Raw genomic sequence first — 23,867 nt, forward strand, 5'->3', positions numbered from 1 at the left:
TAGCATTAATTCGCGGTAGTGAAAGCCTCTTCAGGCTGTTTGCGCGCCGAGATAAAGACCAGCAGCAGCGCAAGCCCCGCCACAATTGCCCCCATCACCGGAACAAAGCTGTAGCCCAACCCACCGGAAATCACCGCCCCACCGGCTGCGGCACCCAGAGCATTCCCCAGATTAAACGCGCCAATGTTGACTGACGATGATAATCCAGGCGCTTCGCTGGCAACGCGCATCACGCGCATCTGCAACGGCGGAACGACCGCAAACGTCGCTGCCCCCCAGACCACCATACTAACTGCCGCACCCAGCTCATTACGCGCCAGGAAAGGAATGGCCAGCATAATAACCATCAGCAGCAGTAAAAAGCCTTTCAGCGTACCGTTGACGGAACGGTCAGCCAGTTTGCCACCAAGATAGTTACCGATAGAGAAGCCAACGCCAATCAGCACCAGCATACCGGTCACAAACGCCGGTGTGGCATGTGTGATTGTATGTAACACTGGTGAGATATAGGTATAAAGCGTGAACATCGCCCCGGCTCCCAGAACTGTCGTCAGCAGCGCCGACAGCACCTGCGGACGCATAAGTACCGCCAGTTCGCTACGGACATCCGGGCGCTCTCCCGCCCCACCTTTGGGTAATGAGAAGAACAGGCTGACCATGGCGATGACGCCCAGACCCGCCGTTGCCATAAACGACATACGCCAGCCGATGGTTTCACCAAGCCAGGTCGCCGCAGGAACGCCGCCAATATTGGCAATGGTCAACCCCATAAACATGGTTGCCACGGCGCTGGCCTGCTTATGTTTGGGTACTACGCTTGCAGCGACAACGGAGCCAAGACCAAAAAATGCCCCATGGTTCAGACTGGTCAAAATACGCGATAACATCAGGGTGGTGTAATCCGGCGAAATAGCCGAAAGCACGTTGCCCAGCGTGAAAATTGCCATCAGGAATATCAACGCATTACGTCGCGCACGATGGGACAGCAGTAATGTCATCAGCGGAGCACCCACCATTACCCCAACCGCATACGCGCTGATTAACATTCCGGCCGCGGGAATCGAGACATCCACACCTTTGGCAATGACGGGCAATAATCCCATTGGCGAAAATTCAGTGGTGCCAATGCCAAACGCGCCGATCGCCAGCGCCAGTAAAGGATAATTGAGTTTCATATTTCGACTCCGTAACGTCGAGCCGGGGCGCGACATAAAATAAGAGTCAAAAGCATGACATTGATCGCAAAATTAATAAAGTTAACAAAATTGCAAAAGACTTTTGCTTATTCGCAAACAATCGACGGGAAAGGCAAGCAGAAAGGATGAGGGAGAGCGAACTCCCTCGGGGGAAATCAATGCAGCGCTGCGGTCAGGCCACCCGCGACGATCAAACCCAGAACAATAATGGTAGTCACTAACGAAAATTTCAGATCGGTGCTCATCAAGTTTTCTCCTTTTTATTCCCACACAAAAAGTGATATTGCGCATTTTTACACACTTGAAAGCAAAAATCTCTCACGATTTATATTGATAACTGCTTTTAACTCTTCCCCTTTTCGTTAAGATCAGACAAAATTCCACGCTTACTTGATTAGCGTACCGGCCATTGACCCCTTCCTGACGTTCCGTGTCGTTTTCCCGGCGTGCCGCAACCCTTACGTTGCGCTAAGGGTGTGTTAAGGCAAACGTTTACCTGGAGTATTCTCAGGAGCTTAGGATATGGTCTGGAGTGAGATGTAATGGCAACAATTAAAGATGTAGCGAAGCGAGCAAACGTTTCCACTACAACCGTATCACACGTAATTAACAAGACCCGTTTTGTCGCGGAAGAAACGCGTAATGCTGTCTGGGCGGCGATCAAAGAGCTGCACTATTCTCCGAGCGCCGTGGCGCGCAGCCTGAAGGTGAATCACACCAAGTCTATTGGCTTGCTGGCCACCAGCAGCGAAGCGGCCTATTTCGCTGAAATTATCGAAGCCGTTGAGAAAAACTGTTTCCAGAAAGGCTATACCCTGATTCTTGGTAACGCATGGAACAGCCTCGAAAAACAGCAGGCTTATCTGTCAATGATGGCGCAAAAGCGCGTTGATGGTCTGCTGGTGATGTGTTCTGAGTATCCGGAGTCGCTGCTTTCGATGCTCGAAGAGTACCGCCATATTCCGATGGTCGTCATGGACTGGGGCGAAGCTAAAGCCGACTTTACCGATACGGTCATTGATAACGCCTTCGAAGGCGGTTACATGGCGGGTCGGTATCTGGTAGAACGCGGTCATCGTGAGATTGGCGTGATCCCAGGCCCAATGGAGCGTAATACCGGAGCCGGGCGTCTGGCAGGCTTTATGAAAGCGATGGAAGAAGCGCTGATTAAAGTTCCTGAAAACTGGATTGTGCAGGGCGATTTTGAGCCTGAATCCGGCTATCGCGCCATGCAGCAAATTCTGTCACAGTCACATCGTCCGACCGCCGTCTTCTGCGGTGGCGATATCATGGCGATGGGTGCGCTGTGCGCCGCTGACGAGATGGGACTGCGCGTACCGCAGGATGTTTCGCTCATCGGTTACGACAACGTGCGCAACGCCCGCTTCTTCACGCCGGCTCTGACGACCATTCACCAGCCTAAAGATTCACTGGGGGAAACGGCCTTCAACATGCTGTTAGACCGTATCGTGAATAAACGTGAAGAGTCGCAGTCTATCGAGGTTCATCCGCGCCTGGTAGAACGCCGCTCCGTTGCCGACGGCCCGTTCCGCGATTACCGTCGTTAAGACTGTGGTGCGGGAGCCTCATCGGGCTCCCGCAGCCATTCCTTATTCAGCGTTTCACTATCCCCTAAATAGTCCAGCAGCCAGCTCAATGCCGGCGACGTATCGTTCTGTTGCCATGTTAGGCAGCATGCGGCATCAGGAAATGGATTCTCCAGCTTTAGCGCGACCCATTTGCCGCTATCGATCCACGGTTTGGCAAAATGCGTCGGTACCATGCCCACGCACAAACCTGCCGATAAACAGGTCGCAGAAGATTCCCAGTCAGGCACCACGACGCGCTTTTGGTTATCCAGCAGCCAGGTAATACGCTTAGGAAGCGTACGCGACGTGTCTTCACGCACCAGCGACGGCCAGTTGCGCAACGTGTCGTCGCTTAGCGGTCCGGGCATTGACGCCAACGGATGATGGCTTGCCACCACGCAGCTCCAGCTCAGCATTCCCATGTCGCGGAAGGTATAGCGCCCCCCCACCGGAATCGCCTGCGTGGCGCCGATTGCCAGCTCAACGCGCCCATCGGACAGCGCATCCCAGACACCGTTAAACACCTCCTGGAAAACCAGCAGTTCCACATCATCAAAATGACGATAGAAATCCACGATCATCTGTCGGGTACGATCCGGGCGGACAATGTTATCTACCGCGATCGCCAACTGCCCGCGCCAGCCGTTGGCAATTTGCTGACATTGCTGGCGGGTGATCTGCATTTTTTTGATAACAGAGCGGCCTTCCTTGAGAAACCATGCACCGGCAGGCGTCAATTCCACGTCCCGATGGCGTCGCTCAAAAAGCGGCACCGCCAGCCACTCTTCCAGTTGACGCACGGTGTAGCTTACCGCCGAGGGTACGCGGTGCAACTCCTGCGCGGCCGAACTAAAGCTACCGTTACGCGCAACCGCATCCACAACTTCAAGTGAATATTCCGACCACATGTTCTGCCTACAAAAAATTTGAAATCAGTAAGCAAATATTAGCGTTTCACAGCAAGAATTACACTCACTACACTCAGCGGCATTGTACTACTGCTAAAAAAAGAGAAATGATGATGCAACCTGGGAAAGGATTTTTAGTCTGGCTGGCGGGTCTTAGCGTACTCGGCTTTCTGGCAACGGATATGTATCTGCCCGCCTTTGCCGCAATTCAGTCCGATCTGCAGACGCCTGCATCTGCCGTCAGCGCCAGCCTTAGCTTATTCTTAGCGGGTTTTGCCGTCGCGCAACTTCTGTGGGGGCCGCTCTCTGACCATTATGGTCGCAAGCCTGTTTTGCTGCTGGGTTTATCCATCTTCGCGCTGGGCAGTTTGGGCATGCTGTGGGTTGAAAATGCCACCGGTCTGCTGGTACTGCGCTTTGTTCAGGCCGTTGGCGTTTGTGCGGCATCGGTTATCTGGCAGGCGCTGGTCACCGATTATTATCCTTCACAAAAAGTAAACCGCATCTTTGCCACCATTATGCCATTGGTCGGGTTATCCCCGGCATTAGCGCCGTTATTAGGCAGTTGGATCCTGGTACATTTTTCCTGGCAGGCCATTTTCGCCACCCTGTTTGCCATTACCCTGATCCTGATGCTTCCGGCTCTGCGCTTAAAACCAACAGCTAAAGCACGCGACGACAGCCAGGATAAACTGACTTTCGCTACCCTGTTGCGCTCAAAAGTTTACCGCGGAAACGTGCTGATTTATGCCGCCTGCTCCGCGAGCTTCTTCGCTTGGCTGACGGGTTCCCCGTTCATCCTCAGCGAAATGGGCTACAGTCCGGCGGTGATTGGCCTGAGTTATGTTCCGCAAACCATCGCTTTCTTAATTGGTGGTTACGGCTGCCGCGCTGCGCTGCAAAAATGGCAGGGCCGTCAGTTGCTGCCCTGGTTACTCATTCTGTATGCCTTTAGCGTAGTGGCCACCTGGGCAACCGGCTTTATTCACCATGTTGCGCTGGCTGAAATCCTCATCCCATTCTGCGTTATGGCGATTGCCAATGGAGCAATCTACCCAATTGTTGTGGCTCAGGCGTTACGTCCTTTCCCACAAGCTACGGGACGCGCAGCGGCATTGCAGAACACACTGCAACTGGGTTTATGCTTCCTGGCAAGCCTTGTGGTTTCCTGGTTGATCGCCACCCCGCTGCTCACCACCACCAGCGTGATGCTGACAACGGTGCTGCTGGCGGCCGCGGGTTACAAAATGCAGTCGCAGAAGGCTAACGCCCCGCACACAGATGATCGGGCGCAAATTGCCCACGGTGAGTCTCACTAGTAATCATCTTTGATAATTAATTAGCCTGCTAATGTTTATTGGTTGAATCATCAAAAATTCAGGCCTATACTGATTTCCGGTTGTTAAAAAAACGATAATTGTTATGTGTTAACGGGGACAAGAACGTTCCCGTTTTCCCATGGATGGTCTTTTCGGCAAGGGTTCCTCCCTTCCTCTGTTCTACGTCGGATTATAGATTCGCGGATTAATTCCGTGAGAGTTCTCACAAAGCCCAAAAAAGCGTCTACGCTATTTTAAGGTTCTGATCACCGACCAGTGATGGAGAAGCTATGAGTTCATCGTGTATAGAAGACGTCAGCGTATCGGATGATGACTGGTACCGCATCACCAATGAATTATTGAGCCGTGCAGGTATTACCATTAATGGTCCGGCACCGGCAGATATTCGCGTAACGAACCCCGATTTTTTCAAACGCGTATTGCAGGAAGGATCGTTAGGGTTGGGTGAAAGTTATATGGATGGCTGGTGGGAATGCGACCGGCTGGACATGTTTTTTTGTAAAGTCCTGCGCGCCGGTCTTGAAAATCAACTCCCCCGCCACTTTAAAGACACGCTCCGTATCGCCACGGCTCGCCTGTTCAATTTACAGACCAAAAAACGTGCGTGGGTCGTCGGCAAAGAACACTACGATTTGGGCAACGATCTCTTTACCCGCATGCTGGACCCTTATATGCAGTATTCCTGCGCCTACTGGAAAGATGCCGATACCCTGGAATCTGCCCAACAGGCGAAGCTAAAAATGATTGCCGAAAAACTGCAGTTGAAGCCAGGCATGCGGGTGCTCGATATTGGCTGCGGCTGGGGCGGCTTATCCCAGTTTATGGCGTCACAATATGGCGTTAGCGTGGTGGGCGTGACCGTTTCGGCAGAACAGCAGAAAATGGCGCAGGCGCGTTGTGCGGGGCTGGATGTCACAATTTTGCTGCAGGATTATCGCGACCTTAACGACAAATTTGATCGCATTGTCTCCGTCGGCATGTTTGAGCATGTGGGGCCGAAGAACTACGCGACTTATTTTGAAGTGGTTGATCGTAATTTAAAACCCGACGGCCTCTTTTTGCTGCATAGCATCGGCTCTAAAAAGACCGACAATAACGTTGATCCGTGGATCAATAAATATATCTTCCCGAACGGCTGTTTACCGTCAGTTCGCCAGATCGCCAACGCCAGCGAGCCGCATTTTGTGATGGAAGACTGGCATAATTTTGGCGCGGATTACGATACAACGTTGATGGCATGGCACGAGCGTTTCATGAGATCCTGGCCTGAAATCGCCGATAACTATACCGAACGCTTTAAACGGATGTTCAGCTATTACCTGAACGCCTGCGCCGGTGCGTTTCGTGCTCGCGACATCCAGCTGTGGCAGGTGGTATTTTCCCGCGGCGTTGAACACGGCCTGCGCGTTCCCCGCTAATCGTTATCACCCCCGTGCCAACGGGGGTTTTACCTTCAGGCTTAGGCTCCCGCCTCACCCGTTACATTACTGATGGCGCTTTCACGCGCCGCCAGTACGCGCTCAACGGTATCAACCACCGCCTGGGTTTGAGGATCGATTTCGATATTGACCCGCGCGCCTAACTTTTTCTTACCCAGCGTCGTACGTTCCAGCGTTTCCGGGATCAAATGCACACAGAAACGCGTCGGTGTCACCTCACCGACCGTCAGACTGATGCCATCAATTCCGATAAATCCTTTGTACAAGATGTATTTCATCAGCGACGGATCCTGAACTTTAAACCACACCTGGCGGTTGTTCTCCGAGGTCAGAATTTTCGACACTTCGGCGGTCGTCATAATATGGCCCGACATTAAATGTCCGCCAATTTCATCACTGAATTTTGCCGCACGCTCAACGTTGACCAAATCCCCAACCTTCAGGTCACCCAGATTGGTGATACGCAGCGTTTCTTTCATCAGATCAAAGCTTATCTGGTTACCGTTGATTTCGGTTACCGTCAGGCAGCACCCATTGTGGGCAACCGATGCGCCGGTCTCCAGCGCATCCAACATATATTCAGGTAACTCCACAACATGCGTACGAAAATTTGGTTTTTCATCAATGGACACCAATTTCGCGGTGCCCTGCACAATACCCGTAAACATACTTCTAACTCCTGAACTGAATTAAGACATCTCTGCACAGCACAATAGCAGGTGGAAATTCAGGTTGCCAGCGATGCGCCGCTACTGCCTGTTTTTTCACTGGAGAATTACGTATTCCTCGCTACAATAGACTGAAATTTCCCCTGCTTTTTCTCCTTGCTGCCATATAAGGCGGCTTTTTTAGTCTCTCAAATAACAACAATATAGTGGTGTACACGTGCAAAAGTATGTAAGTGAAGCGCGTCAGTTATTAGCTCTGGCAATTCCGGTGATTCTTGCGCAAATCGCTCAAACCGCAATGGGATTCGTTGATACCGTCATGGCGGGCGGATACAGCGCCACGGACATGGCGGCCGTCGCCATTGGCACATCTATTTGGTTGCCGGCCATTTTGTTTGGTCACGGTCTGCTGCTGGCCTTGACGCCAGTGATTGCGCAACTCAATGGTTCAGGGCGCCGCGATCGTATAGCCCATCAAATACGTCAGGGTTTCTGGCTGGCGGGCAGCGTCTCCATTCTGATTATGATCGTGCTCTGGAACGCGGGATACATTATTCGCTCCATGCATAACATCGACCCGGCACTGGCGGATAAAGCCGTCGGCTACCTACGTGCGTTGCTGTGGGGCGCGCCGGGGTATTTGTTCTTCCAGGTAGCCCGTAACCAGTGTGAAGGTCTGGCCAAAACCAAACCGGCGATGGTGATGGGATTTCTCGGCCTGCTGGTGAACATTCCTGTTAACTATGTTTTCATTTATGGGCATTTTGGCATGCCGGAGCTAGGCGGCGTGGGCTGCGGCGTGGCAACGGCGGCGGTTTACTGGGTGATGTTTATCGCCATGCTGTCATACGTTAAACGCGCACGCTCGATGCGTGATATCCGTAATGAGCGTGGTTTCCAGAAACCGGACACCGCCGTAATGAAGCGCCTGGTACAGCTGGGTTTACCTATCGCGCTGGCGTTATTTTTCGAAGTGACGCTGTTTGCTGTGGTGGCGCTGCTGGTTTCCCCGCTGGGGATTGTCGACGTGGCCGGACACCAGATCGCGCTCAACTTCAGCTCGTTAATGTTCGTCCTGCCGATGTCTCTGGCTGCAGCCGTCACCATTCGAGTCGGTTATCGTCTGGGCCAGGGTTCCACGCTGGATGCGCAAACCGCAGCCAGAACAGGTCTGGGCGTCGGCGTCTGCATGGCGGTTGTGACGGCGATTTTCACCGTGACATTCCGTGAGCACATTGCCCTGCTCTACAACAATAACCCGGAAGTTGTCGCTCTGGCAGCGCAGCTCATGTTACTGGCCGCGGTGTATCAAATATCGGACTCTATCCAGGTTATTGGCAGCGGTATCCTACGTGGTTATAAAGATACGCGTTCCATTTTCTTTATTACCTTTACGGCATACTGGGTACTGGGTCTGCCGAGCGGTTATATTCTGGCGCTGACCGATCTGGTGGTTGACCGGATGGGACCGGCAGGATTCTGGATGGGCTTTATTATCGGCCTGACCTCTGCGGCAGTGTTGATGATGCTGCGGATGCGTTTTCTGCAGCGCCAGCCGTCAGCGGTTATTTTACAACGCGCCGCACGATAATCCCCAAATAGCCGCCATCTGGCGGCTTTTTTATATCCTCAAAACGGGCTGGCGTTTTGGGCCGTCATCCATTCCTGACTGACCGGATGCCTGAAATGCAGTTCACTGGCATGCAGCATCAGTCTCGACGTCCGTTCGGTGCCTGGCAGCAGACGCCCACCATATAAATCGCACCCCAAAATGGGATGCCCCAACTGCTGACAGTGGATCCGCAACTGGTGGGTACGCCCGGTTTCAGGTGTCAGCCGTACCCGCGTCAAAGCGAGTAATGTCCCATCTTGCTGGCGATGATGAAAACGCTCAATAACCTGATAGCGCGAGCGCGCGGGTTTACCGTTAATGGCGCAAATCGACATCAGTGGAAACAGCGCCGGATCCTTGGCAATCGCTGCGTCTATAACGCCTTCATCGTTTTTCAGATGCCCGCACAACAACGCACTATACACCTTGCTTACCGCGCGCTGACTGAATTGCTGGCAAAGCGCGGCGTTGATAGCCTTGTTACGGGCAATCACCATCAGCCCTGACGTCCCAAAATCAAGCCGATGTACCAGCGTACAGCCGGGATAAATTTGTACCAGCCGGTGATGTACCGAATCGAAATTCTGCGGGTTTTTCCCCGACAAGCTAAGCAGTCCGGTGGGTTTATTGATAAGCACCAGATGCTCGTCCTGATAGAGGATCGCTATCTCCTCATGACAAGGCGGGGCAATAAAGGTATCGAGGATCGTAGACATGAGCGGCCAGGATGAAGTGTGGAAACGGATGATAGCGAATTTTTACCACACTAGCGAATCAGGGCGCTTAACCAATGACAATCATTGCATGATAGAGTGTGGGATATCCTGAGTGCGATGAGAGGGTTACACCGTGCAACAAATCGATTTCTACATGGTAGATGCCTTTACCACTACGACGTTTGGCGGTAATGCCGCAGCAGTATGCCCGCTCGATGACTGGTTGCCTGATGAAATATTATTAAAAATGTCGCAGCAGCATAACCAGTCGGAAACCGCTTTTTTTGTCGCCAATGAGAATGGCTTCGAGCTGCGTTGGTTTACCACGCAAGGCGAAATTAATCTGTGTGGGCACGCCACGCTTGCCGCCGCACATGTCATCTTTGAACATCTGGATTTCCCGGAAGCGACCATCCATTTTGCCACCCGTTTTGTGGGGCCACTGACGGTCACGCGCAGCGGTGATTGGCTGACGCTTGATTTTCCTGCCTGGCAAAGCGAACCTGCCGAACCGCCCGCCTTACTGCTGGAAACATTGGGCATCACCGAATATAAAGAAGTGCGCGTCGCGCGCGATTACATGGTCGTGATGGAGAATCAACAGCAGGTTGAGGCTGTGCGCCCGAATATCCATGCCATGATTCCCCTCGGGAAAATGGTATGTATCACCGCGCCGGGTGACGGGGAATACGATTTCGTCAGCCGTTTCTTCTGCCCGGGTGAAGCAGTCGCAGAAGACCCGGTTACCGGTTCGACGCATAGCATGCTGATTCCTTACTGGGCTGCAAAACTGAATAAAACGCAGATGCTGGCGCGCCAGGTCTCTGAACGCGGCGGCGATTTACGCTGCCAACTGGCAGGAACGCGTGTTTATATTGGTGGACAAGCAGTAACTTATCTGACGGGTAAAGTGCTGTTACGCTAGCAGCCTTACCCGAATTAACCAATCCATGGAGGATTTATGGCGAACAAACTCGTGCAGATACACTTTGATTTTCCTGGTCCATTTGGCGCTGAGATGTCACATCAGCTTGTTGAACTGGCAGAATCCATCAACCAGGAGCCGGGTTTCATCTGGAAAATCTGGACCGAGAACGCAGCAAACCACGAAGCGGGTGGCATCTACCTGTTTCAGGATGAAGACAGCGCTCTGGCCTATATCAAAAAACACACGGCCCGCCTGAAGCACCTGGGAGTGGAAGACGTGACGTGCAAAATCTTCGATATCAATGAACCGTTAAGTAAGATTAACCACGGCCATATCGGCTAATTTTTGGCTTTAACGCCCCGCCCCGGGGCGCTTCTTCACTCCCTTGCTTTACCCTCATCAAAAGCGTTCCCCCTCTTTCACCGCGCCAGGATAGCTATATAACGTGGGTCACGTTTGCCATAGTTCACAAAATCATCATCTGTGAAAACTATCACTAGCCGAACGCGGTTTGAAAGCGTATAAAATAATACAAACAGTATTATTTTATACAAAATGAATTACCACTAACTACAGGAGATTCTCTTATGTCCGTGGACATTACATTGAACTCATCTGCAGGAGGTTTTCCGCCTGCAGGTCATTACTCGCACAGTACAACGGCTGGCGGATTCGTCTTCATTTCTGGTCAGTTGCCGGTCACAAGTGATGGCGAAAAAAAAACCAAGGCCTCTTTTGAAGAGCAGACGCGGCTGGTACTGCAGAATATTGATGCCTGCCTGGCTGGCGCTGGGGTTTCTCGACAGCACCTGGTGTCAGTACGCGTCTATGTAACAGATATCAACCAATGGCCAACGTTTAACAAAATCTATGGGGAGTGGATCGGTGATTTCCGGCCCTCCCGCGCGGTAGCGGGCGTTGCAGAACTTCATTATGGTTTCGCGCTGGAAGTTGAAGCTATAGCCCTGGCCCCACAAGCATGACGTTTAACGACATACAGGTGAACAACAATGACTGAGATGACACTGCCTGATTATAACGATGTTGCCGCCGCGGCAGAGCGCATCGCCGACTATGCCAACAAAACGCCGGTGATGACCTCCCGAACGGTTAATGACGAATTTGGTGCTGAAGTTTTCTTCAAGTGCGAAAACTTCCAGAGAATGGGCGCGTTTAAATTTCGCGGAGCCATGAATGCGTTACGCCAGTTCACGCCAGAACAACGCGCTGCGGGCGTCGTCACCTTTTCGTCCGGCAACCATGCGCAGGCCATTGCCCTGTCGGCAAAATTGTTGGGGATCCCGGCGACGATTATCATGCCGCATGATGCCCCGGCGGCTAAAGTTGCAGCCACAAAAGGCTATGGTGGAAATGTGGTGATTTACGATCGCTATACCGAAGATCGTGAAAAAATCGGGCGGGAGCTGGCAGAGAAACAAGGATTGACGCTGATCCCGCCATACGACCATCCGCACGTGATTGCGGGCCAGGGTACCGCCACAAAAGAGCTGATTGAAGAAGTGGGTCAGCTAGACGTTCTTTTCGTGTGTCTGGGCGGTGGCGGCCTGCTTTCGGGCTCCTCACTGGCAGCCAGACATCTGTCACCTGACTGCATCATCTATGGTGTCGAGCCGGAGGCAGGAAACGATGGTCAACAATCGTTTCGCAGCGGAAAGATTGTTCATATCGATACGCCGAAAACCATTGCTGACGGTGCTCAGACCCAACATCTCGGGAATATTACGTTTCCGATTATCCAGCGAAATGTGCACGATATTCTGACTGTCTCAGACGATGAATTAGTCGCCTCGATGAAATTTATCGCTGAGCGAATGAAAATTGTCGTGGAGCCGACTGGCTGTCTGGGTTTTGCCGCCGCCAGAGCGCGCAAAGCTGAACTTCGCGGCAAAAAAATCGGCATTATCATCAGCGGTGGGAACGTGGATATCAGCCGCTACAGTGAATTCCTTGCCGGGTAATCAAGAAGGTATCTGCCATGCGGATACCTTATTACCGTCTGAACACTCGCGTCTGGAAAAGCGAACCCTGCTCACTGTAAACTGCCCGCAATCATGGCAACAGGCATCACCGCAGGAGACTGGCATGCCAAAAACCGATAACAACTCACTTCTCAGCCAAATTGACACTATCGCCAGGGGCTTGAGCGAGACCTTCTCTCCGTTTTGCGAAGTGGTGGTTCATGATCTCAAAAATCCTGAACATGCCATTTTATCCATCCATAATAACCTGTCCGGGCGTGAACCCGGTCAACCGGCAACAGAACTGGGTCTGGCGCGAATCGCATCGCCTGAATTTCCCAGCATTATTGCCAACTACAGCAACCAGTTTGCCGATGGCCGCCCGGTGAAAAGTACCTCCATCGGCATCAAGGATGACGAAGGCAAATACGTAGCAGCACTCTGTCTGAACGTGGATATGACGCTGTTTCGTGGCATGCAGAGTGCCCTTGCGCGTTTTACTGAAACCGCGGACTCTCCCATTAAGGAACATATCGATCCCGGCAGTAACGAAGTCATCCGCCAGCGTATCGATGACTTTGCCGCTAAATGCGCAACGACGGCCCGCGCCCTGAAACCTGAAGACCGTAAACGACTGATTCAACAATTACGCAAAGACGGTTTGCTGAACGTACGAAAATCTATGGACACAGTGGCGCAGCATCTGGGCGTCTCCAGAGCAACCGCGTATCTGTATGCCCGCCAGTCGGCTCAGGCTGGCGAATAAACCCGGTTATGCGGCGCTCAGCAAGGTATATCCGCCTGGCTCAGGCAGCAAGCCAGTGCGGCTATTCCCCCAATCGCGGTGCATCCAGCCATTGATAAGTTCATTAAGTTGCTGACGATCCTGTAGGTGGTTTTGCATATTTTTGAATTCCTGATAATTGACTATTTTTGAACGTCTGCTACGCCTGTGTAATCTAATCCCGGGAATAGGCAAAAGTTCGATTTATTCAACAAGGTTACCCGCCGATAAAACAACGATTCCCTGTCGCTGCACAAAAAAAATAAACCTTTATGATCGTGTGATTTTTTAACAACCACAGAGTGGGTGTTTTTTGTACAGGCACAACAAAAATCACCGTCCGTTAATAACAGACTTCGCCTGATTTAATAAATATTCATAACCATTAAGCATGGCAACCCATTGATTTAAATGAATTAAAAAACAAATAACTTCACATCATCAATAATAGACAGGCGGAATATATAAATAGCGTGATATCTAAATTATAATTCTTTTACATCCGGCTGATTGGTGAGGTTAGAATGCGGTTAATAGTCATGTTGGTAAGCGTTGTGCTCTCCACCCAGCTTTGGGCGGGTGAACTTTCCAGGCCCACCGGTAAAGTTCTTTTAACGTTATCCGGTAATATTGAAAATACAAATGAAGACGGGAAAGCGGTTTTTGATACCGCCAGCCTTGAGAAGCTGGGCATGGTAAGTTTTCAGACCACCTCCCCCTGGTATAATGGACGTATGACCTTTACGGGTATTCCACTACAAAAACTCATGGATTATGTTGGGGCGAGCGGCTCCGTTGTAAAGGTTACTGCGCTTAATGACTACACCACCGTTATCCCTCTCAGTGATTTCAAAAAATACAATGCCATCCTTGCTTTAAAAATCAACGGAAAATATATGCGCATCCGTGATAAAGGCCCATTATTCATTGTGTACCCCTATGACAGCATGCCGGAACTAAATAATCAGATTTATTATTCAAGGTCTGCATGGCAGGTCAGTAGTATGGATATTGAGTAAGCGTTCAGAGGAACATCATGAACAGAATACTGGCTGGCATCATCTTTTTTCTTTTTATATCGACCGGATATATCTCTTTCCTCGTGCATGAAAGGCAACAAGAGCTACAGAAACTGACTCACTACACCGATTCCTGGTCTGCCGCTCAGTTGGTATCTCAATATTACCGATTTGAATCGTTGCTTGGTCTTTACACTATCGATGATACGATGAATCTTGATGATGTACGCATGCGTCTCGACATTATGCTCAGCCAGAGTGATTTGATAAAAGAAGGTGATTTGGGGCGCTACATAGAAAGCAACATTGCCCACCGTGAGCTAGCGGTAACACTTGAAAATACCCTTAGTTATCTGGATGATAATCTCGAGAAAATGAACCGTCCAGCACTCCAGGCGTATCTGAAAAAAATGCATACCCTGGATGCACAACTTGGCCGTCTTTCATCCGGCGCATTAAACAAAGATGTTAACTCGATTAATAACGCCAACCAAAAAATTCAAACGCTGTACTATATTTACTCAACGACATCTGTACTGCTAATAATACTGAGTGCGATTCTGGGCGTGCTCATTTTTTATCAAAACAGAAATATTCTGCGGGCGCACCTTCAGGTCAAGAGTCTTGCCGAAGAACTGCAAAAATCGAAGGAAAAGCTACAAATTCAGAATGCCAAGCTGGAATATGACGTCTACCATGACTCGCTCACCGAGATGAATAACCGCCAGCTATTCTGGAGCGATTTAAATAAAACAATCGAAATGGCAGAGAAAAATAACGATGCTGTGACGGTGATGTTGTTTGATTTAGATCGATTCAAAGAGGTCAATGATACGTATGGTCATGATGCCGGTGATATGTTACTGCGCCAGATATCCGATCGTCTGATTTCGACAAGCCTTACGTCGGATACGCTGTATCGCTTAGGCGGGGATGAGTTTGCGTTTCTCTCAAGTGGCCTGACAGAAAGTCGGGCCGTTTCGCGAGCCCAGAAAATATGTGAGTTTATCAGCCAGCCCTACACCATTTACAACACAATTATCAACATAACCACCTGTGTTGGCATTGTTATCTCAGAAAATGAGCGCCGCTCCGACTATCTTTATAAATTTGCCGATCTGGCCCTTTATGAAGCCAAAAATGAAGGCTCTGGCAAGATAAAAGTCTTCCGGCAACGAATGTTAGAAAAATTGCAAGAAAGCAGAACGCTTGAGCATGATATGGCATTAGCAATAGTGAACAAAGAGTTCGTGGTGTATTACCAGCCTATTGTCGATTCTTTCAGTCAGAAAATATACAGCTATGAGGCGCTAATTCGTTGGGTCCATCCTCTCAAGGGCCTCTTGTCGCCGGATAGCTTTATTCCTGTTGCTGAAAAAACAGGGATGATTAATGAGATGGGGAAAGCGGTGCTGGAAATTGCCTGCAGGGAAGCCGCGGGTTGGGCGGTTCCGGCTAAAATTTCAGTCAATGTCTCCCCTGTCCAGCTAAGCAGCAAGGCCTTTGCAGGAATCGTGTTAACCATTCTGAAAGAAACTGGACTTCCACCTGACCGCCTCGAACTGGAAGTGACTGAATCCTCTCTCTTTACCGAGAGTGCTACGCCGATAAATACGCTTAATAAGCTCCGGGCCCTGGGGGTAAAAATCTCCATCGATGATTTTGGTACCGGATACTCTTCTCTTTCGCGCCTCAGCAGACTTGCCTTCGATAAAATCAAAATAGACAAGTCCTTTGTGCATTCGATATCTACGCAGGAAGACGCCCTGACTATCATCAAACTGATCACGGGCATGGCGAAATCTCTCAATATGAAGGCTGTTGCAGAAGGTGTTGAAACGCAGGAGCAACTGGCAAGACTTCAGGCTCTGGGCTGCGATTTCGCGCAAGGATATCTGTTTGGCAAACCTCAGCCTTGTATCGATGAAGAAATCAGAAACGGTTAAATCGCGGTCGGCACATTTGCCCGTGGGTGCAGGGCCGCATTTTCTCATCGATTACACACCGTGAAAGTTATCCCTGCTTAAACGCATCAGAAAACGGCAGGGATAACCTTCGCGAACAACGGATATTTCTGCCCCAGATTTACTCGCCATCAGGCTAATTAATCATTAACCGTAGGGCTAAATCCTTCGGATAAGGATCAAAATAGTTCTGGGTAAGCAAATAGCTGTCTGGGTATTCAGCAAGGTAGTGCTTGAGCAGAGTCAGTGGCGCCAATATTGGCAGCAGTCCGCCGCTATAGTTGAGGATAACGTCACGCAACTCTCCGCGCTGGCGGGTGTTCAACCGATCGCGGAAGTAGCCCTGAATATGCATCAGTACGTTGGTATGATTTTTCCGTGAGGCGGGCTTTTTGAGGATCGCCATTAGCTTTTCGCGATATACCACGAAAAAAGCGTCCAAATCATCCCATTGATGGAGCGAGGCCACGAAAGGGCCAATATCCCGGTAACCCGCCTGGTGATGAGCCAAAAGCTGGAGCTTATAGCGGCTGTGGAAGTTGAGTAAACCGTGGCGAGTAAGACCAGAGGCTCGCAGCATATTAAGCTCATGTAACGCAAACACTCGCTCAACAAAATTCTCCCTCAGCACCGGATCGTGCAAGCGGCCATCTTCTTCGACCGGCAACCACGGGTAGGTTTCCATTAAGGTGCCGGTAAACAGACCGGTTCCCTCTTTTCGCCCGCGATTTCCCTTTTCGTCATACAGCCTCACTCTCTCCATTCCGCAGCTCGGTGATTTAGCACAGACGATAAAACCCGACAGACCGCCAAGCCCATTGATATATGAAGCGGTGAAATCGGACATTTTATCGGTGACATCCTCACCAGGCGCATGGCTAAAACACATGCGGATATTCCCCAGGGCGGTTTGAACCAAACGCAACGCGGGGCGTGGTACAGGCAAACCGATGGACATCTCCGGGCAGACAGGTTTAAAAGTCACCCACTGAGCCAGCTCGTCCATCACAAACCCCATCCGTTTATGCCCGCCGTCGAATCGCACGGCTGAGCCGGTTAAACATCCACTAATCCCGATGACAGGTTGAGTGTTCATAACGCCCCCTCTTTTTTTGACGCCCTTTTTCGGGAAGAAAAGTATGACTGTTTCAGTAATAAATCATAGCGTACGTTATTTATCTGTCGCAGGCTCCCTACGAAAAACAGGTTAACCAATTTAAGTAAATATGCGCAGCGAAAGTTGGTAATTCCCCTGAACGGTTCTATAGTCGGGACTGCTTCTCATTACAGGGTTCACTAATGCGATTTAACGGACTGACTAAAGGTTTCTTCATTTTCATACTTGCCCTCGTGACCTGGGCGTTCTTCGATGTGTTGTCTCCCTATTTCTCTGCCATTTTGTGGGCCGCAATCTTAACCACCATCTTTAACCCGGTGAAAAACAGACTGCGCAGCGCGCTTGGCGAACGTAACGGGCTGGCGTCACTGCTCACCATCGGCATCATCTGTCTGATTGTTTTTATCCCACTGATGGTGATCTTCTCCTCGTTGGCTATTGAGCTGAACGTGGTGTATGCCAAATTACAACAAAACGACACTCAGTTCCCGGAAGTGGTCACCGCCATTATTTCGTATCTTCCTGACTGGGCCAGAGGATTCCTCGCAGAACATAATCTGGATAACGTCGCGCAGATCCAGAAAAAACTGTCCGACGTTGTACTGCAGGGTGGACAGTACCTCGCCGGCAGCGCGTTCCTGATTGGTAAGGGGACATTCGGCTTTGCTATTAGCTTTGGCATCATGCTGTATCTGCTGTTTTTCTTACTGAAGGACGGGCCGTACCTGGTGCGCCAGATTCTGGACTCATTACCGCTTTCTGATTTTGCCAAACAGCACCTGTTTGCCAAATTCGTCGGCGTGACGCGGGCAACGGTCAAGGGCACAGCGGTCGTGGCGTTGGTTCAGGGTATTCTTGGCGGCATCGCGTTTGCAATTGTCGACATCGACGGCAGCGTCCTGTGGGGCGCGCTGATGGCGTTTCTCTCCCTCGTGCCCGCGGTCGGCTCAGCGATCGTCTGGGTACCTGCGGCAATATTCCTCTTCGCCACGCACCAGCTGTGGCAAGGGCTGTTTATCGTTGGCTTCTTCGTGATTATCGTCGGGCTGGTGGACAATATCCTGCGCCCGCTGCTGGTGGGTAAAGACACCAAAATGCCGGATTATCTGATTCTGATTTCCACTCTCGGCGGAATGGAGATCTACGGCATTAACGGCTTTGTGATTGGCCCCCTGATTGCCGCACTGTTCATTACCTGCTGGAACCTGTTTTCCGGGCGCGATCATGAAGGTAACGTGGAAGGAATCGACGAAGCCTTTATGGAAGAAGGAAAAAATCCTCCAGATTTATGATGGCAGGACGATAACAGAAGGCGGTCCTGAGACCGCCTTTTTTATTTTCACGCAAAATCATACGTTTCCTATAATTTCAATCATGCTTATTCATTAATCGTCGCAGAAGGAACTAATCAGTGCGAATTGCCACAATCACCAACTGGGCCTACAGCGCGACGGTGTGTCTGACCATTGCCTCCGGCGTTGTCATGTTGATGGCCTCCAGCGCCGATAACACCGAACGCCAGGTGGTGGAGCAGCGTTATCAATTCGATCAACTGACCGAAGAAGTCGAGCTCGATGCCTGGTCGCTGTCCAGTCTGGCACGCGAATATGTTATTGCAAAAGACCCGGAAGCGCTTAACGCCTACCGCCAGAAAGAAGCGTCGCTGAAAGCCGTTGAACAGCGACTGTCGAAACTAAAAGACATTGGGGCGACGGATGAAGAGCTGGCGCTATTGCATGAAGGGCTACAGATTGTTGATGCCCTGCAGGATGAGCAAGCTGCGGCGCTTGCCAGCGTCGCGCGCGGAGAAGAGTCGCAGGCCATCGCCCTGCTGTATGGCAAATCCTATGAACAGGAACTGGAGCGAGCCCAGGACCGGATAGATCATTTCCGTCAGTTACTCGACAGCCGCGTACGCAACACCATTGAAGATGCCACTCAGACTTCGCGCACGCTACGTACGGCTTCGGAAGTGATGGTCGGGCTGACGGCTCTGCTATTTTTGTTCGTTCTCGGCTTTATTTTAAAACGCCGCGTACTGCGTCCCGTGGTGCGTTTGAGCGATGTGGTTAACCGTCTGGCGTCGCAGGATTACGCCGTTGAGACACCCAGCTTTAATCAGATCGACGAAATCGGCGATATGGCGCAGGCGATCCGCATTTTTCGCGAGAACGGCCTGGCACGTCAGCGACTGGAGAAAGAACGAGACGCCGACTGGGCAATCCGCGAGCTGCTCGCACGTATGACTCAACGTTTGCAAGGCTGCGAGAATTTTGCCGATGTCATTAATGTGGCAGAGCTGTTTGCGCCGAATGTTGCTCCCGGTATTGCCGGGCGACTTTACATACTGGATCGAGAGCCCTGGCAGATGCGCTGCGTTGCGCAATGGCTTTCACCGCAGGGCAAAGCGGATGCTTTCCACCCGGACGAATGCTGGGCAGTGCGCCGCGGTCAGAGCCATCCACCGGTGCAAGGCGAACCCGATATCGCCTGCTACCATCTACCGGAATCATGCCAGCAGCATACCCTGTGCGTGCCACTGATTGCCCAGGGTGAAGCCATCGGCCTGCTCTCATTCCAGAACCTCAGCAATGATTCCGCTCCCTCTCGCGCGTATCTTGAACTGATGGCGGAAGCACTCGGTCTGGCGTTAGCCAACCAGCGCCTGCGTGATGCGCTGCTGGAGAAAGCACTCTACGACCCGCTAACCGGCCTGCGCAACCGTCACCATCTGGAAGATACGCTGCGCACCCAGATGAGCCAGGCAGTGCGTAACAAAGAGCCAATCAGTTGCCTGATGATCGATATCGATCATTTCAAAAATATTAACGACCGCTTTGGCCATGAGGCGGGCGATAGCGTGATAAAAAGTATCGCCACCACTATTCAGCGCGTTGTACATGATAGCGGCATGGCCTTCCGCTACGGCGGTGAAGAGTTTCTGGTGTTGCTGGCCAATACGGATGAGCAGGCCGCCAACCGCTTTGCGACAGATATTTATAATGGTGTACGCGAACTGTCGCTGCGCTTTGGACTCTCAGAGATTGGTCACGTTGATGTCTCTATCGGCGTTGCCAGCTATCCGCAGCACGCCCAGAGCGACAATCTTCTGCGCGCCGCAGACGTGGCGTTGTATCGCGCGAAAGAGTTAGGCCGTTCGCGCATCGTGAGCTTTGGCATGCTGGAAGCGAGCTAAGATACGCCAGTACGCCGCGCATTGCTTTACCTCTGAGCCAGGCGGTGATATGTTGACTGGATGAACACAAAACACAATATCACCGCGTTTAATCACAACCTGTGGTGGCTGCCTTCTTAAAGGCGGTCAGAATGTGTTTTCCCCATTTTAAATAACCGCCGAAAGGCGGTTATTTGCATTTAAAGACCCCTTTCGGTTTTTTGATTAAGGAGTCTTACATGAACAACAAAACTATCATCCTCACTGGCGATCGTCCCACTGGCCCGCTGCATCTCGGCCACTATGTTGGCTCTCTGCGCCAGCGCGCCACGCTGCAACATGATTATCAGCAGTTTATATTGGTTGCTGACCTGCAAGGGCTAACCGATAACGGCAGCACACCACAAAAGATCCGCAACAATATTCCCGAAGTACTGGCTGATTACCTCGCCGCAGGAATCGACCCGTCACTCACCACCATTTGTCTGCAGTCGGCCCTGCCCGCCCTCGCTGAGCTGACCGCGCTTTATATGAACATTGTTACCGTGGCTCGCGTGGAGCGAAATCCTACGGTCAAAAACGAAATTGCGCAGAAAGGATTTGCCCGCTCGTTACCGGTTGGCTTTCTGGTTTATCCCATCAGCCAGGCGGCAGATATTACCGCCTTCAAAGCCGAGGTGGTTCCCGTCGGCGACGATCAGTTGCCCATGATCGAACAGACCAATGAGATCGTGCATAAGATGAATAGTCTGTTACCGACCTCTGTCTTGTCGCATTGTAAAGCGCTACTGAGTGAGACCAGCCGTCTTCCAGGGATCGACGGTAATGCCAAAATGTCAAAATCGCTCGGCAACACTCTACTCCTGTCCGCCAGCGAAGAGGCCATTCATCATGCGGTCAGCGCAATGTACACCGATCCCAATCATCTAAAAGTGTCCGATCCGGGGCAGATTGACGGCAATATGGTATTTACTTACCTCGATGCTTTTCATCCGGATAAAGCGAAAGTGGCGGAGATGAAAGCACATTATCAGCGCGGCGGGCTGGGTGACCGGACATGCAAAAACGAGCTGGAGATGTGCTTGCAGGAGCTTATCGCCCCGATGCGCGAGCGGCGGGCAACCTACATCCAGGATAAAGGTATGCTGATGGCGATGCTCAAAAAAGGAAGCGAAGAGGCGCACGAGGTCACGCAGCAGACATTAAAAGAAGTAAAGCAAGGGCTGGGTTTGCCGGTGTTCTGAACTCAAAGTACTACTGGTTCGATAAATAAAGATAGCTCCCGACGAATGACAATCGCCGGGAGTGGCGCAGCTATGCGTTGACGCGTAAAGATAACCTCTGTCACAGAGGCTAATTAATTCGCTGTTTAATAATCCGCGCAATACGATATGTCGTTTTTTATGCAGTGCTATTTCTACCCGGCCCTTCAATTATTTCAGCTAATCATTATGAATTACCCATTACATGTACGGGTTCGAAATCCTCACCTTGCCTGAGATATGATTATTTGTTAAATTAACCGCATTAGCGTTAAATACATTGAGCATTACACAGACGCTATTTATACAATAATGAATGATGGAGTTAAAATGAAGTATGCGTTTGCATTAATGTTGAGTATGGTATTGTCAGGTTGTACCGCAAATGATTGGGTGGATGCTGCAAGTGGGATAATGCAGGCAAAAGACCAACACGATAAAGACGCAAGAAACAATCGCATCAAAGAAGCCAACAGGGCTGCAGGCTACTGATATCTAAATGATTAATACATCCATCTTCTTGTCTTTATAAACAGAAGATGAATGGTATTTTAAGCAAATTTACTGACTAAATAGCACAATTAAAATTGGTGTATAGCGCATACATATCCTTGCAGAGAATATAATAATCTAACGCTCAGTCCGCTCCGCGCCAGATGCTGGCTTTGCAAGTCCCCTATCCCTATTCCTCATGTAAAAATGACACTAATTGAAAGATGCCAATCCACCTCCTCATGTATATCTATATCCACACATAGTCATAAAGAAAAGGATGGATGAAGATGCTAAGAGGTAAAAGAGCTGTAATTACGGGTGGAGGCGGAGGATTTGGTCAGGCGCTGTGCGTGTGGCTGGCGCGAGAAGGCGTCGAGGTGGATTTTTGCGCGCGGCGTGCTGATGATATTCAAAAAACTTGCAGTATCATCGCGGCTGAAGGCGGGATTGCAAAAGGATATATCTGTGATTTAACCCAGCCTGAATCCCTTTCGCAGTTTTCTTCACAGTTGTTAACTTCAGACAAGCCCATCGACATTTTAATCCTTAATGCCGCCCAGTGGCTGTCAGGAACGTTAGACGATCAACCAGACGCAGAAATTATCAATACCGTCAGTTCAGGCCTGACAGGTGCGATTTTACTGACTCATGCATTGTTGCCTGGGTTAAGACGTTCAGAAAGCGCGGATGTCGTCTCAATAATATCTTCATGTGGGATTCCGAATTTTACGGATTCAATTGCGCATCCCGCTTTTTTTGCCAGCAAACACGGGCTTAGCGGATTCACATCTAAACTGTCACACCAGTTGTCCGAAGAAAATATACGTGTGACCGGGTTGTATCCACCGGATTTCGAACTTACAGGGTTAGATACGTTTGTCGATAGTCAATCCAGAATGGGGGAACGTTTATTAAATGGACGCTCAGTCTGGGAAACAATTCGTTTTGTGCTCTCTCAACCGCGTAGTTGCCATATAGGTAGTATCTACTTTCAAGGTCCAACTCGCGAGAAACTGAGTTCCAGGGGCTGGCGTTGCTAACTCCCCCAAGATAATAATCATTGGAGCTCTTCTCAAGTACAGAGCGTTTAACTGTTTTGTTAAAGCCTGAACAATAGTACTTTTCCCGCTTTCTGGCAGGAAGCTGAAAATGATTAGAATAGTTTGGCTGTGAAATGATGAAATCCAAAAGTAATAAAACACATTAGCCCCTGACTTGAGGGATTTTGCGCCTCTATTACCACAAGCGATATGACAAGCGTCGAAAAGTATTACTGCCAGTCTTACTCGTGGCAGTCCTTGGGTCTGTCAGCGTAGCCGTTCCATGCCAAAATCGGTCATAGCTGACCTGGTGGGAGCGAACTTGCAAAATGAAACATTTAAAAAAATATAGAAGTCTAACCCGTCAAACAATCAGATTGATGCTCAAAAGGATCTCAAGCAGATCCTTATGATTTTTCTGATCGTTATGTCCTACCACTCACCATACGGATAGGTTTTACCTTTGATGAAATCACGCATAAAGGGATCGTAGCCGTTAGCCTCGATGTAACTGAAATCAATTTTGTTAGGAACATTTTTGCATATCAACATGTTATTCCCCGTCAGGGTAAATTGCCGTGCAGGATGCTGGAGCACAACAGGATCGCCGTTATATGGGCATTGAAGTCGATGATG

Annotated in this window: 23 protein-coding genes; 16 read left to right on the forward strand and 7 right to left on the reverse strand. The window is 50.5% G+C overall.

Features of this window, described 5'->3' with window-relative positions:
• Window positions 1–5: 5 nt before the first annotated feature.
• Together HV237_RS13160 and cydH are read right to left on the reverse strand one after the other, a co-directional pair.
• On the reverse strand, window positions 6–1,175 hold the full coding sequence (locus tag HV237_RS13160; protein ID WP_046276347.1) for an MFS transporter: 1,170 nt from the start codon (window positions 1,173–1,175) through the stop codon (window positions 6–8).
• Between the two features lie 176 nt (window positions 1,176–1,351).
• Window positions 1,352–1,441 carry a cytochrome bd-I accessory subunit CydH gene (gene cydH, locus HV237_RS13165; protein ID WP_003029209.1) on the reverse strand — a complete coding sequence of 30 codons (90 nt, stop codon included), beginning with the start codon at window positions 1,439–1,441 and terminating at the stop codon, window positions 1,352–1,354.
• A gap of 297 nt (window positions 1,442–1,738) precedes the next feature.
• Here cydH and purR point away from each other — a divergent pair, with 297 nt between their 5' ends.
• Window positions 1,739–2,764 (forward strand): HTH-type transcriptional repressor PurR, encoded by a 1,026-nt coding sequence (purR, locus tag HV237_RS13170; RefSeq protein WP_003832757.1) that lies wholly within the window; start codon window positions 1,739–1,741, stop codon window positions 2,762–2,764.
• Here purR and punR read toward each other — a convergent pair.
• Window positions 2,761–3,693 carry a DNA-binding transcriptional activator PunR gene (gene punR, locus HV237_RS13175; RefSeq protein WP_046276348.1) on the reverse strand — a complete coding sequence of 311 codons (933 nt, stop codon included), beginning with the start codon at window positions 3,691–3,693 and terminating at the stop codon, window positions 2,761–2,763. The genes purR and punR overlap by 4 nt on opposite strands.
• 113 nt (window positions 3,694–3,806) lie before the next feature.
• On the opposite strand from punR, the gene punC reads away from it, so the two are divergent.
• Window positions 3,807–5,012 carry a purine nucleoside transporter PunC gene (gene punC, locus HV237_RS13180; protein ID WP_016156423.1) on the forward strand — a complete coding sequence of 402 codons (1,206 nt, stop codon included), beginning with the start codon at window positions 3,807–3,809 and terminating at the stop codon, window positions 5,010–5,012.
• Window positions 5,013–5,302: 290 nt separating this feature from the next.
• A complete protein-coding gene (gene cfa / locus HV237_RS13185; protein WP_047358439.1) occupies window positions 5,303–6,451 on the forward strand; it encodes a cyclopropane fatty acyl phospholipid synthase in 1,149 nt (382 codons plus the stop codon).
• A gap of 41 nt (window positions 6,452–6,492) precedes the next feature.
• On the opposite strand, the gene HV237_RS13190 is transcribed toward cfa, so the two are convergent.
• Complete coding sequence (locus HV237_RS13190) at window positions 6,493–7,140, reverse strand: riboflavin synthase (RefSeq protein WP_016152982.1); 648 nt, start codon at window positions 7,138–7,140, stop codon at window positions 6,493–6,495.
• A 217-nt stretch (window positions 7,141–7,357) separates the two neighbouring features.
• Here HV237_RS13190 and mdtK point away from each other — a divergent pair, with 217 nt between their 5' ends.
• Window positions 7,358–8,731, forward strand: coding sequence for a multidrug efflux MATE transporter MdtK (mdtK, locus tag HV237_RS13195; protein WP_016152981.1), 1,374 nt, complete (start codon window positions 7,358–7,360; stop codon window positions 8,729–8,731).
• 38 nt (window positions 8,732–8,769) lie between these two features.
• Here mdtK and HV237_RS13200 read toward each other — a convergent pair whose 3' ends face one another.
• Window positions 8,770–9,468: an RluA family pseudouridine synthase gene (locus HV237_RS13200; RefSeq protein ID WP_047358440.1), complete on the reverse strand. Its 699-nt coding sequence runs from the start codon at window positions 9,466–9,468 to the stop codon at window positions 8,770–8,772.
• 133 nt (window positions 9,469–9,601) lie between these two features.
• Here HV237_RS13200 and HV237_RS13205 point away from each other — a divergent pair, with 133 nt between their 5' ends.
• The 5 genes from HV237_RS13205 to HV237_RS13225 all read left to right on the forward strand — a co-directional run bounded on the left by HV237_RS13205 (window position 9,602) and on the right by HV237_RS13225 (window position 13,141).
• A complete protein-coding gene (locus HV237_RS13205; RefSeq protein WP_047358441.1) occupies window positions 9,602–10,393 on the forward strand; it encodes a PhzF family phenazine biosynthesis protein in 792 nt (263 codons plus the stop codon).
• A gap of 36 nt (window positions 10,394–10,429) precedes the next feature.
• Window positions 10,430–10,738 (forward strand): monooxygenase, encoded by a 309-nt coding sequence (locus HV237_RS13210; protein ID WP_016152978.1) that lies wholly within the window; start codon window positions 10,430–10,432, stop codon window positions 10,736–10,738.
• A 245-nt stretch (window positions 10,739–10,983) separates the two neighbouring features.
• Window positions 10,984–11,379: a RidA family protein gene (locus tag HV237_RS13215; RefSeq protein ID WP_047358442.1), complete on the forward strand. Its 396-nt coding sequence runs from the start codon at window positions 10,984–10,986 to the stop codon at window positions 11,377–11,379.
• A gap of 27 nt (window positions 11,380–11,406) precedes the next feature.
• Window positions 11,407–12,375, forward strand: coding sequence for a threo-3-hydroxy-L-aspartate ammonia-lyase (locus HV237_RS13220; RefSeq protein ID WP_016156418.1), 969 nt, complete (start codon window positions 11,407–11,409; stop codon window positions 12,373–12,375).
• Window positions 12,376–12,499: 124 nt separating this feature from the next.
• Window positions 12,500–13,141, forward strand: coding sequence for a PAS domain-containing protein (locus HV237_RS13225; protein WP_016152975.1), 642 nt, complete (start codon window positions 12,500–12,502; stop codon window positions 13,139–13,141).
• Between the two features lie 6 nt (window positions 13,142–13,147).
• On the opposite strand, the gene HV237_RS26315 is transcribed toward HV237_RS13225, so the two are convergent.
• On the reverse strand, window positions 13,148–13,279 hold the full coding sequence (locus tag HV237_RS26315) for a hypothetical protein (protein ID WP_255467552.1): 132 nt from the start codon (window positions 13,277–13,279) through the stop codon (window positions 13,148–13,150).
• 404 nt (window positions 13,280–13,683) lie between these two features.
• Here HV237_RS26315 and HV237_RS13235 point away from each other — a divergent pair, with 404 nt between their 5' ends.
• Window positions 13,684–14,178, forward strand: coding sequence for a molybdopterin-dependent oxidoreductase (locus tag HV237_RS13235; protein WP_181541559.1), 495 nt, complete (start codon window positions 13,684–13,686; stop codon window positions 14,176–14,178).
• Window positions 14,179–14,195: 17 nt separating this feature from the next.
• Window positions 14,196–16,124, forward strand: coding sequence for a bifunctional diguanylate cyclase/phosphodiesterase (locus HV237_RS13240; protein ID WP_047358443.1), 1,929 nt, complete (start codon window positions 14,196–14,198; stop codon window positions 16,122–16,124).
• Between the two features lie 154 nt (window positions 16,125–16,278).
• Here HV237_RS13240 and HV237_RS13245 read toward each other — a convergent pair whose 3' ends face one another.
• Complete coding sequence (locus tag HV237_RS13245; protein WP_047358444.1) at window positions 16,279–17,238, reverse strand: DUF523 and DUF1722 domain-containing protein; 960 nt, start codon at window positions 17,236–17,238, stop codon at window positions 16,279–16,281.
• 203 nt (window positions 17,239–17,441) lie between these two features.
• Between HV237_RS13245 and HV237_RS13250 the strand changes: the two genes are divergently transcribed.
• From HV237_RS13250 to HV237_RS13270, 5 genes are all read left to right on the forward strand, one after another.
• Window positions 17,442–18,551, forward strand: coding sequence for an AI-2E family transporter (locus HV237_RS13250; protein ID WP_016156415.1), 1,110 nt, complete (start codon window positions 17,442–17,444; stop codon window positions 18,549–18,551).
• A 119-nt stretch (window positions 18,552–18,670) separates the two neighbouring features.
• Window positions 18,671–20,455 (forward strand): diguanylate cyclase, encoded by a 1,785-nt coding sequence (locus HV237_RS13255; RefSeq protein ID WP_019076715.1) that lies wholly within the window; start codon window positions 18,671–18,673, stop codon window positions 20,453–20,455.
• 218 nt (window positions 20,456–20,673) lie between these two features.
• On the forward strand, window positions 20,674–21,678 hold the full coding sequence (gene trpS / locus HV237_RS13260) for a tryptophan--tRNA ligase (protein WP_016156413.1): 1,005 nt from the start codon (window positions 20,674–20,676) through the stop codon (window positions 21,676–21,678).
• A gap of 348 nt (window positions 21,679–22,026) precedes the next feature.
• A complete protein-coding gene (locus HV237_RS13265) occupies window positions 22,027–22,188 on the forward strand; it encodes a hypothetical protein (protein WP_016152967.1) in 162 nt (53 codons plus the stop codon).
• Between the two features lie 290 nt (window positions 22,189–22,478).
• The gene (locus HV237_RS13270; RefSeq protein WP_047358445.1) at window positions 22,479–23,231 is read left to right on the forward strand and encodes an SDR family oxidoreductase; all 753 of its coding nucleotides are present in this window, start codon (window positions 22,479–22,481) and stop codon (window positions 23,229–23,231) included.
• Window positions 23,232–23,867 lie beyond the last annotated feature (636 nt).

This window comes from Citrobacter sp. RHBSTW-00570 (assembly GCF_013739755.1).
Lineage (GTDB): Bacteria > Pseudomonadota > Gammaproteobacteria > Enterobacterales > Enterobacteriaceae > Citrobacter > Citrobacter braakii.

What these genes read in the sequence shown, in the direction of transcription:
- punR (WP_046276348.1), bottom strand. Translation starts at nt 3,693, where the DNA reads ATGTGGTCGGAATATTCACTTGAAGTTGTGGATGCGGTTGCGCGTAAC.
- HV237_RS13220 (WP_016156418.1), top strand. Translation starts at nt 11,407, where the DNA reads ATGACTGAGATGACACTGCCTGATTATAACGATGTTGCCGCCGCGGCA.
- HV237_RS13265 (WP_016152967.1), top strand. Translation starts at nt 22,027, where the DNA reads ATGAAGTATGCGTTTGCATTAATGTTGAGTATGGTATTGTCAGGTTGT.
- trpS (WP_016156413.1), top strand. Translation starts at nt 20,674, where the DNA reads ATGAACAACAAAACTATCATCCTCACTGGCGATCGTCCCACTGGCCCG.
- HV237_RS13240 (WP_047358443.1), top strand. Translation starts at nt 14,196, where the DNA reads ATGAACAGAATACTGGCTGGCATCATCTTTTTTCTTTTTATATCGACC.
- HV237_RS13250 (WP_016156415.1), top strand. Translation starts at nt 17,442, where the DNA reads ATGCGATTTAACGGACTGACTAAAGGTTTCTTCATTTTCATACTTGCC.
- HV237_RS13225 (WP_016152975.1), top strand. Translation starts at nt 12,500, where the DNA reads ATGCCAAAAACCGATAACAACTCACTTCTCAGCCAAATTGACACTATC.
- HV237_RS13160 (WP_046276347.1), bottom strand. Translation starts at nt 1,175, where the DNA reads ATGAAACTCAATTATCCTTTACTGGCGCTGGCGATCGGCGCGTTTGGC.
- HV237_RS13200 (WP_047358440.1), bottom strand. Translation starts at nt 9,468, where the DNA reads ATGTCTACGATCCTCGATACCTTTATTGCCCCGCCTTGTCATGAGGAG.
- HV237_RS13215 (WP_047358442.1), top strand. Translation starts at nt 10,984, where the DNA reads ATGTCCGTGGACATTACATTGAACTCATCTGCAGGAGGTTTTCCGCCT.
- HV237_RS13235 (WP_181541559.1), top strand. Translation starts at nt 13,684, where the DNA reads ATGCGGTTAATAGTCATGTTGGTAAGCGTTGTGCTCTCCACCCAGCTT.
- HV237_RS26315 (WP_255467552.1), bottom strand. Translation starts at nt 13,279, where the DNA reads ATGCAAAACCACCTACAGGATCGTCAGCAACTTAATGAACTTATCAAT.
- HV237_RS13270 (WP_047358445.1), top strand. Translation starts at nt 22,479, where the DNA reads ATGCTAAGAGGTAAAAGAGCTGTAATTACGGGTGGAGGCGGAGGATTT.
- HV237_RS13190 (WP_016152982.1), bottom strand. Translation starts at nt 7,140, where the DNA reads ATGTTTACGGGTATTGTGCAGGGCACCGCGAAATTGGTGTCCATTGAT.
- cfa (WP_047358439.1), top strand. Translation starts at nt 5,303, where the DNA reads ATGAGTTCATCGTGTATAGAAGACGTCAGCGTATCGGATGATGACTGG.
- HV237_RS13245 (WP_047358444.1), bottom strand. Translation starts at nt 17,238, where the DNA reads ATGAACACTCAACCTGTCATCGGGATTAGTGGATGTTTAACCGGCTCA.
- purR (WP_003832757.1), top strand. Translation starts at nt 1,739, where the DNA reads ATGGCAACAATTAAAGATGTAGCGAAGCGAGCAAACGTTTCCACTACA.
- cydH (WP_003029209.1), bottom strand. Translation starts at nt 1,441, where the DNA reads ATGAGCACCGATCTGAAATTTTCGTTAGTGACTACCATTATTGTTCTG.
- HV237_RS13210 (WP_016152978.1), top strand. Translation starts at nt 10,430, where the DNA reads ATGGCGAACAAACTCGTGCAGATACACTTTGATTTTCCTGGTCCATTT.
- punC (WP_016156423.1), top strand. Translation starts at nt 3,807, where the DNA reads ATGCAACCTGGGAAAGGATTTTTAGTCTGGCTGGCGGGTCTTAGCGTA.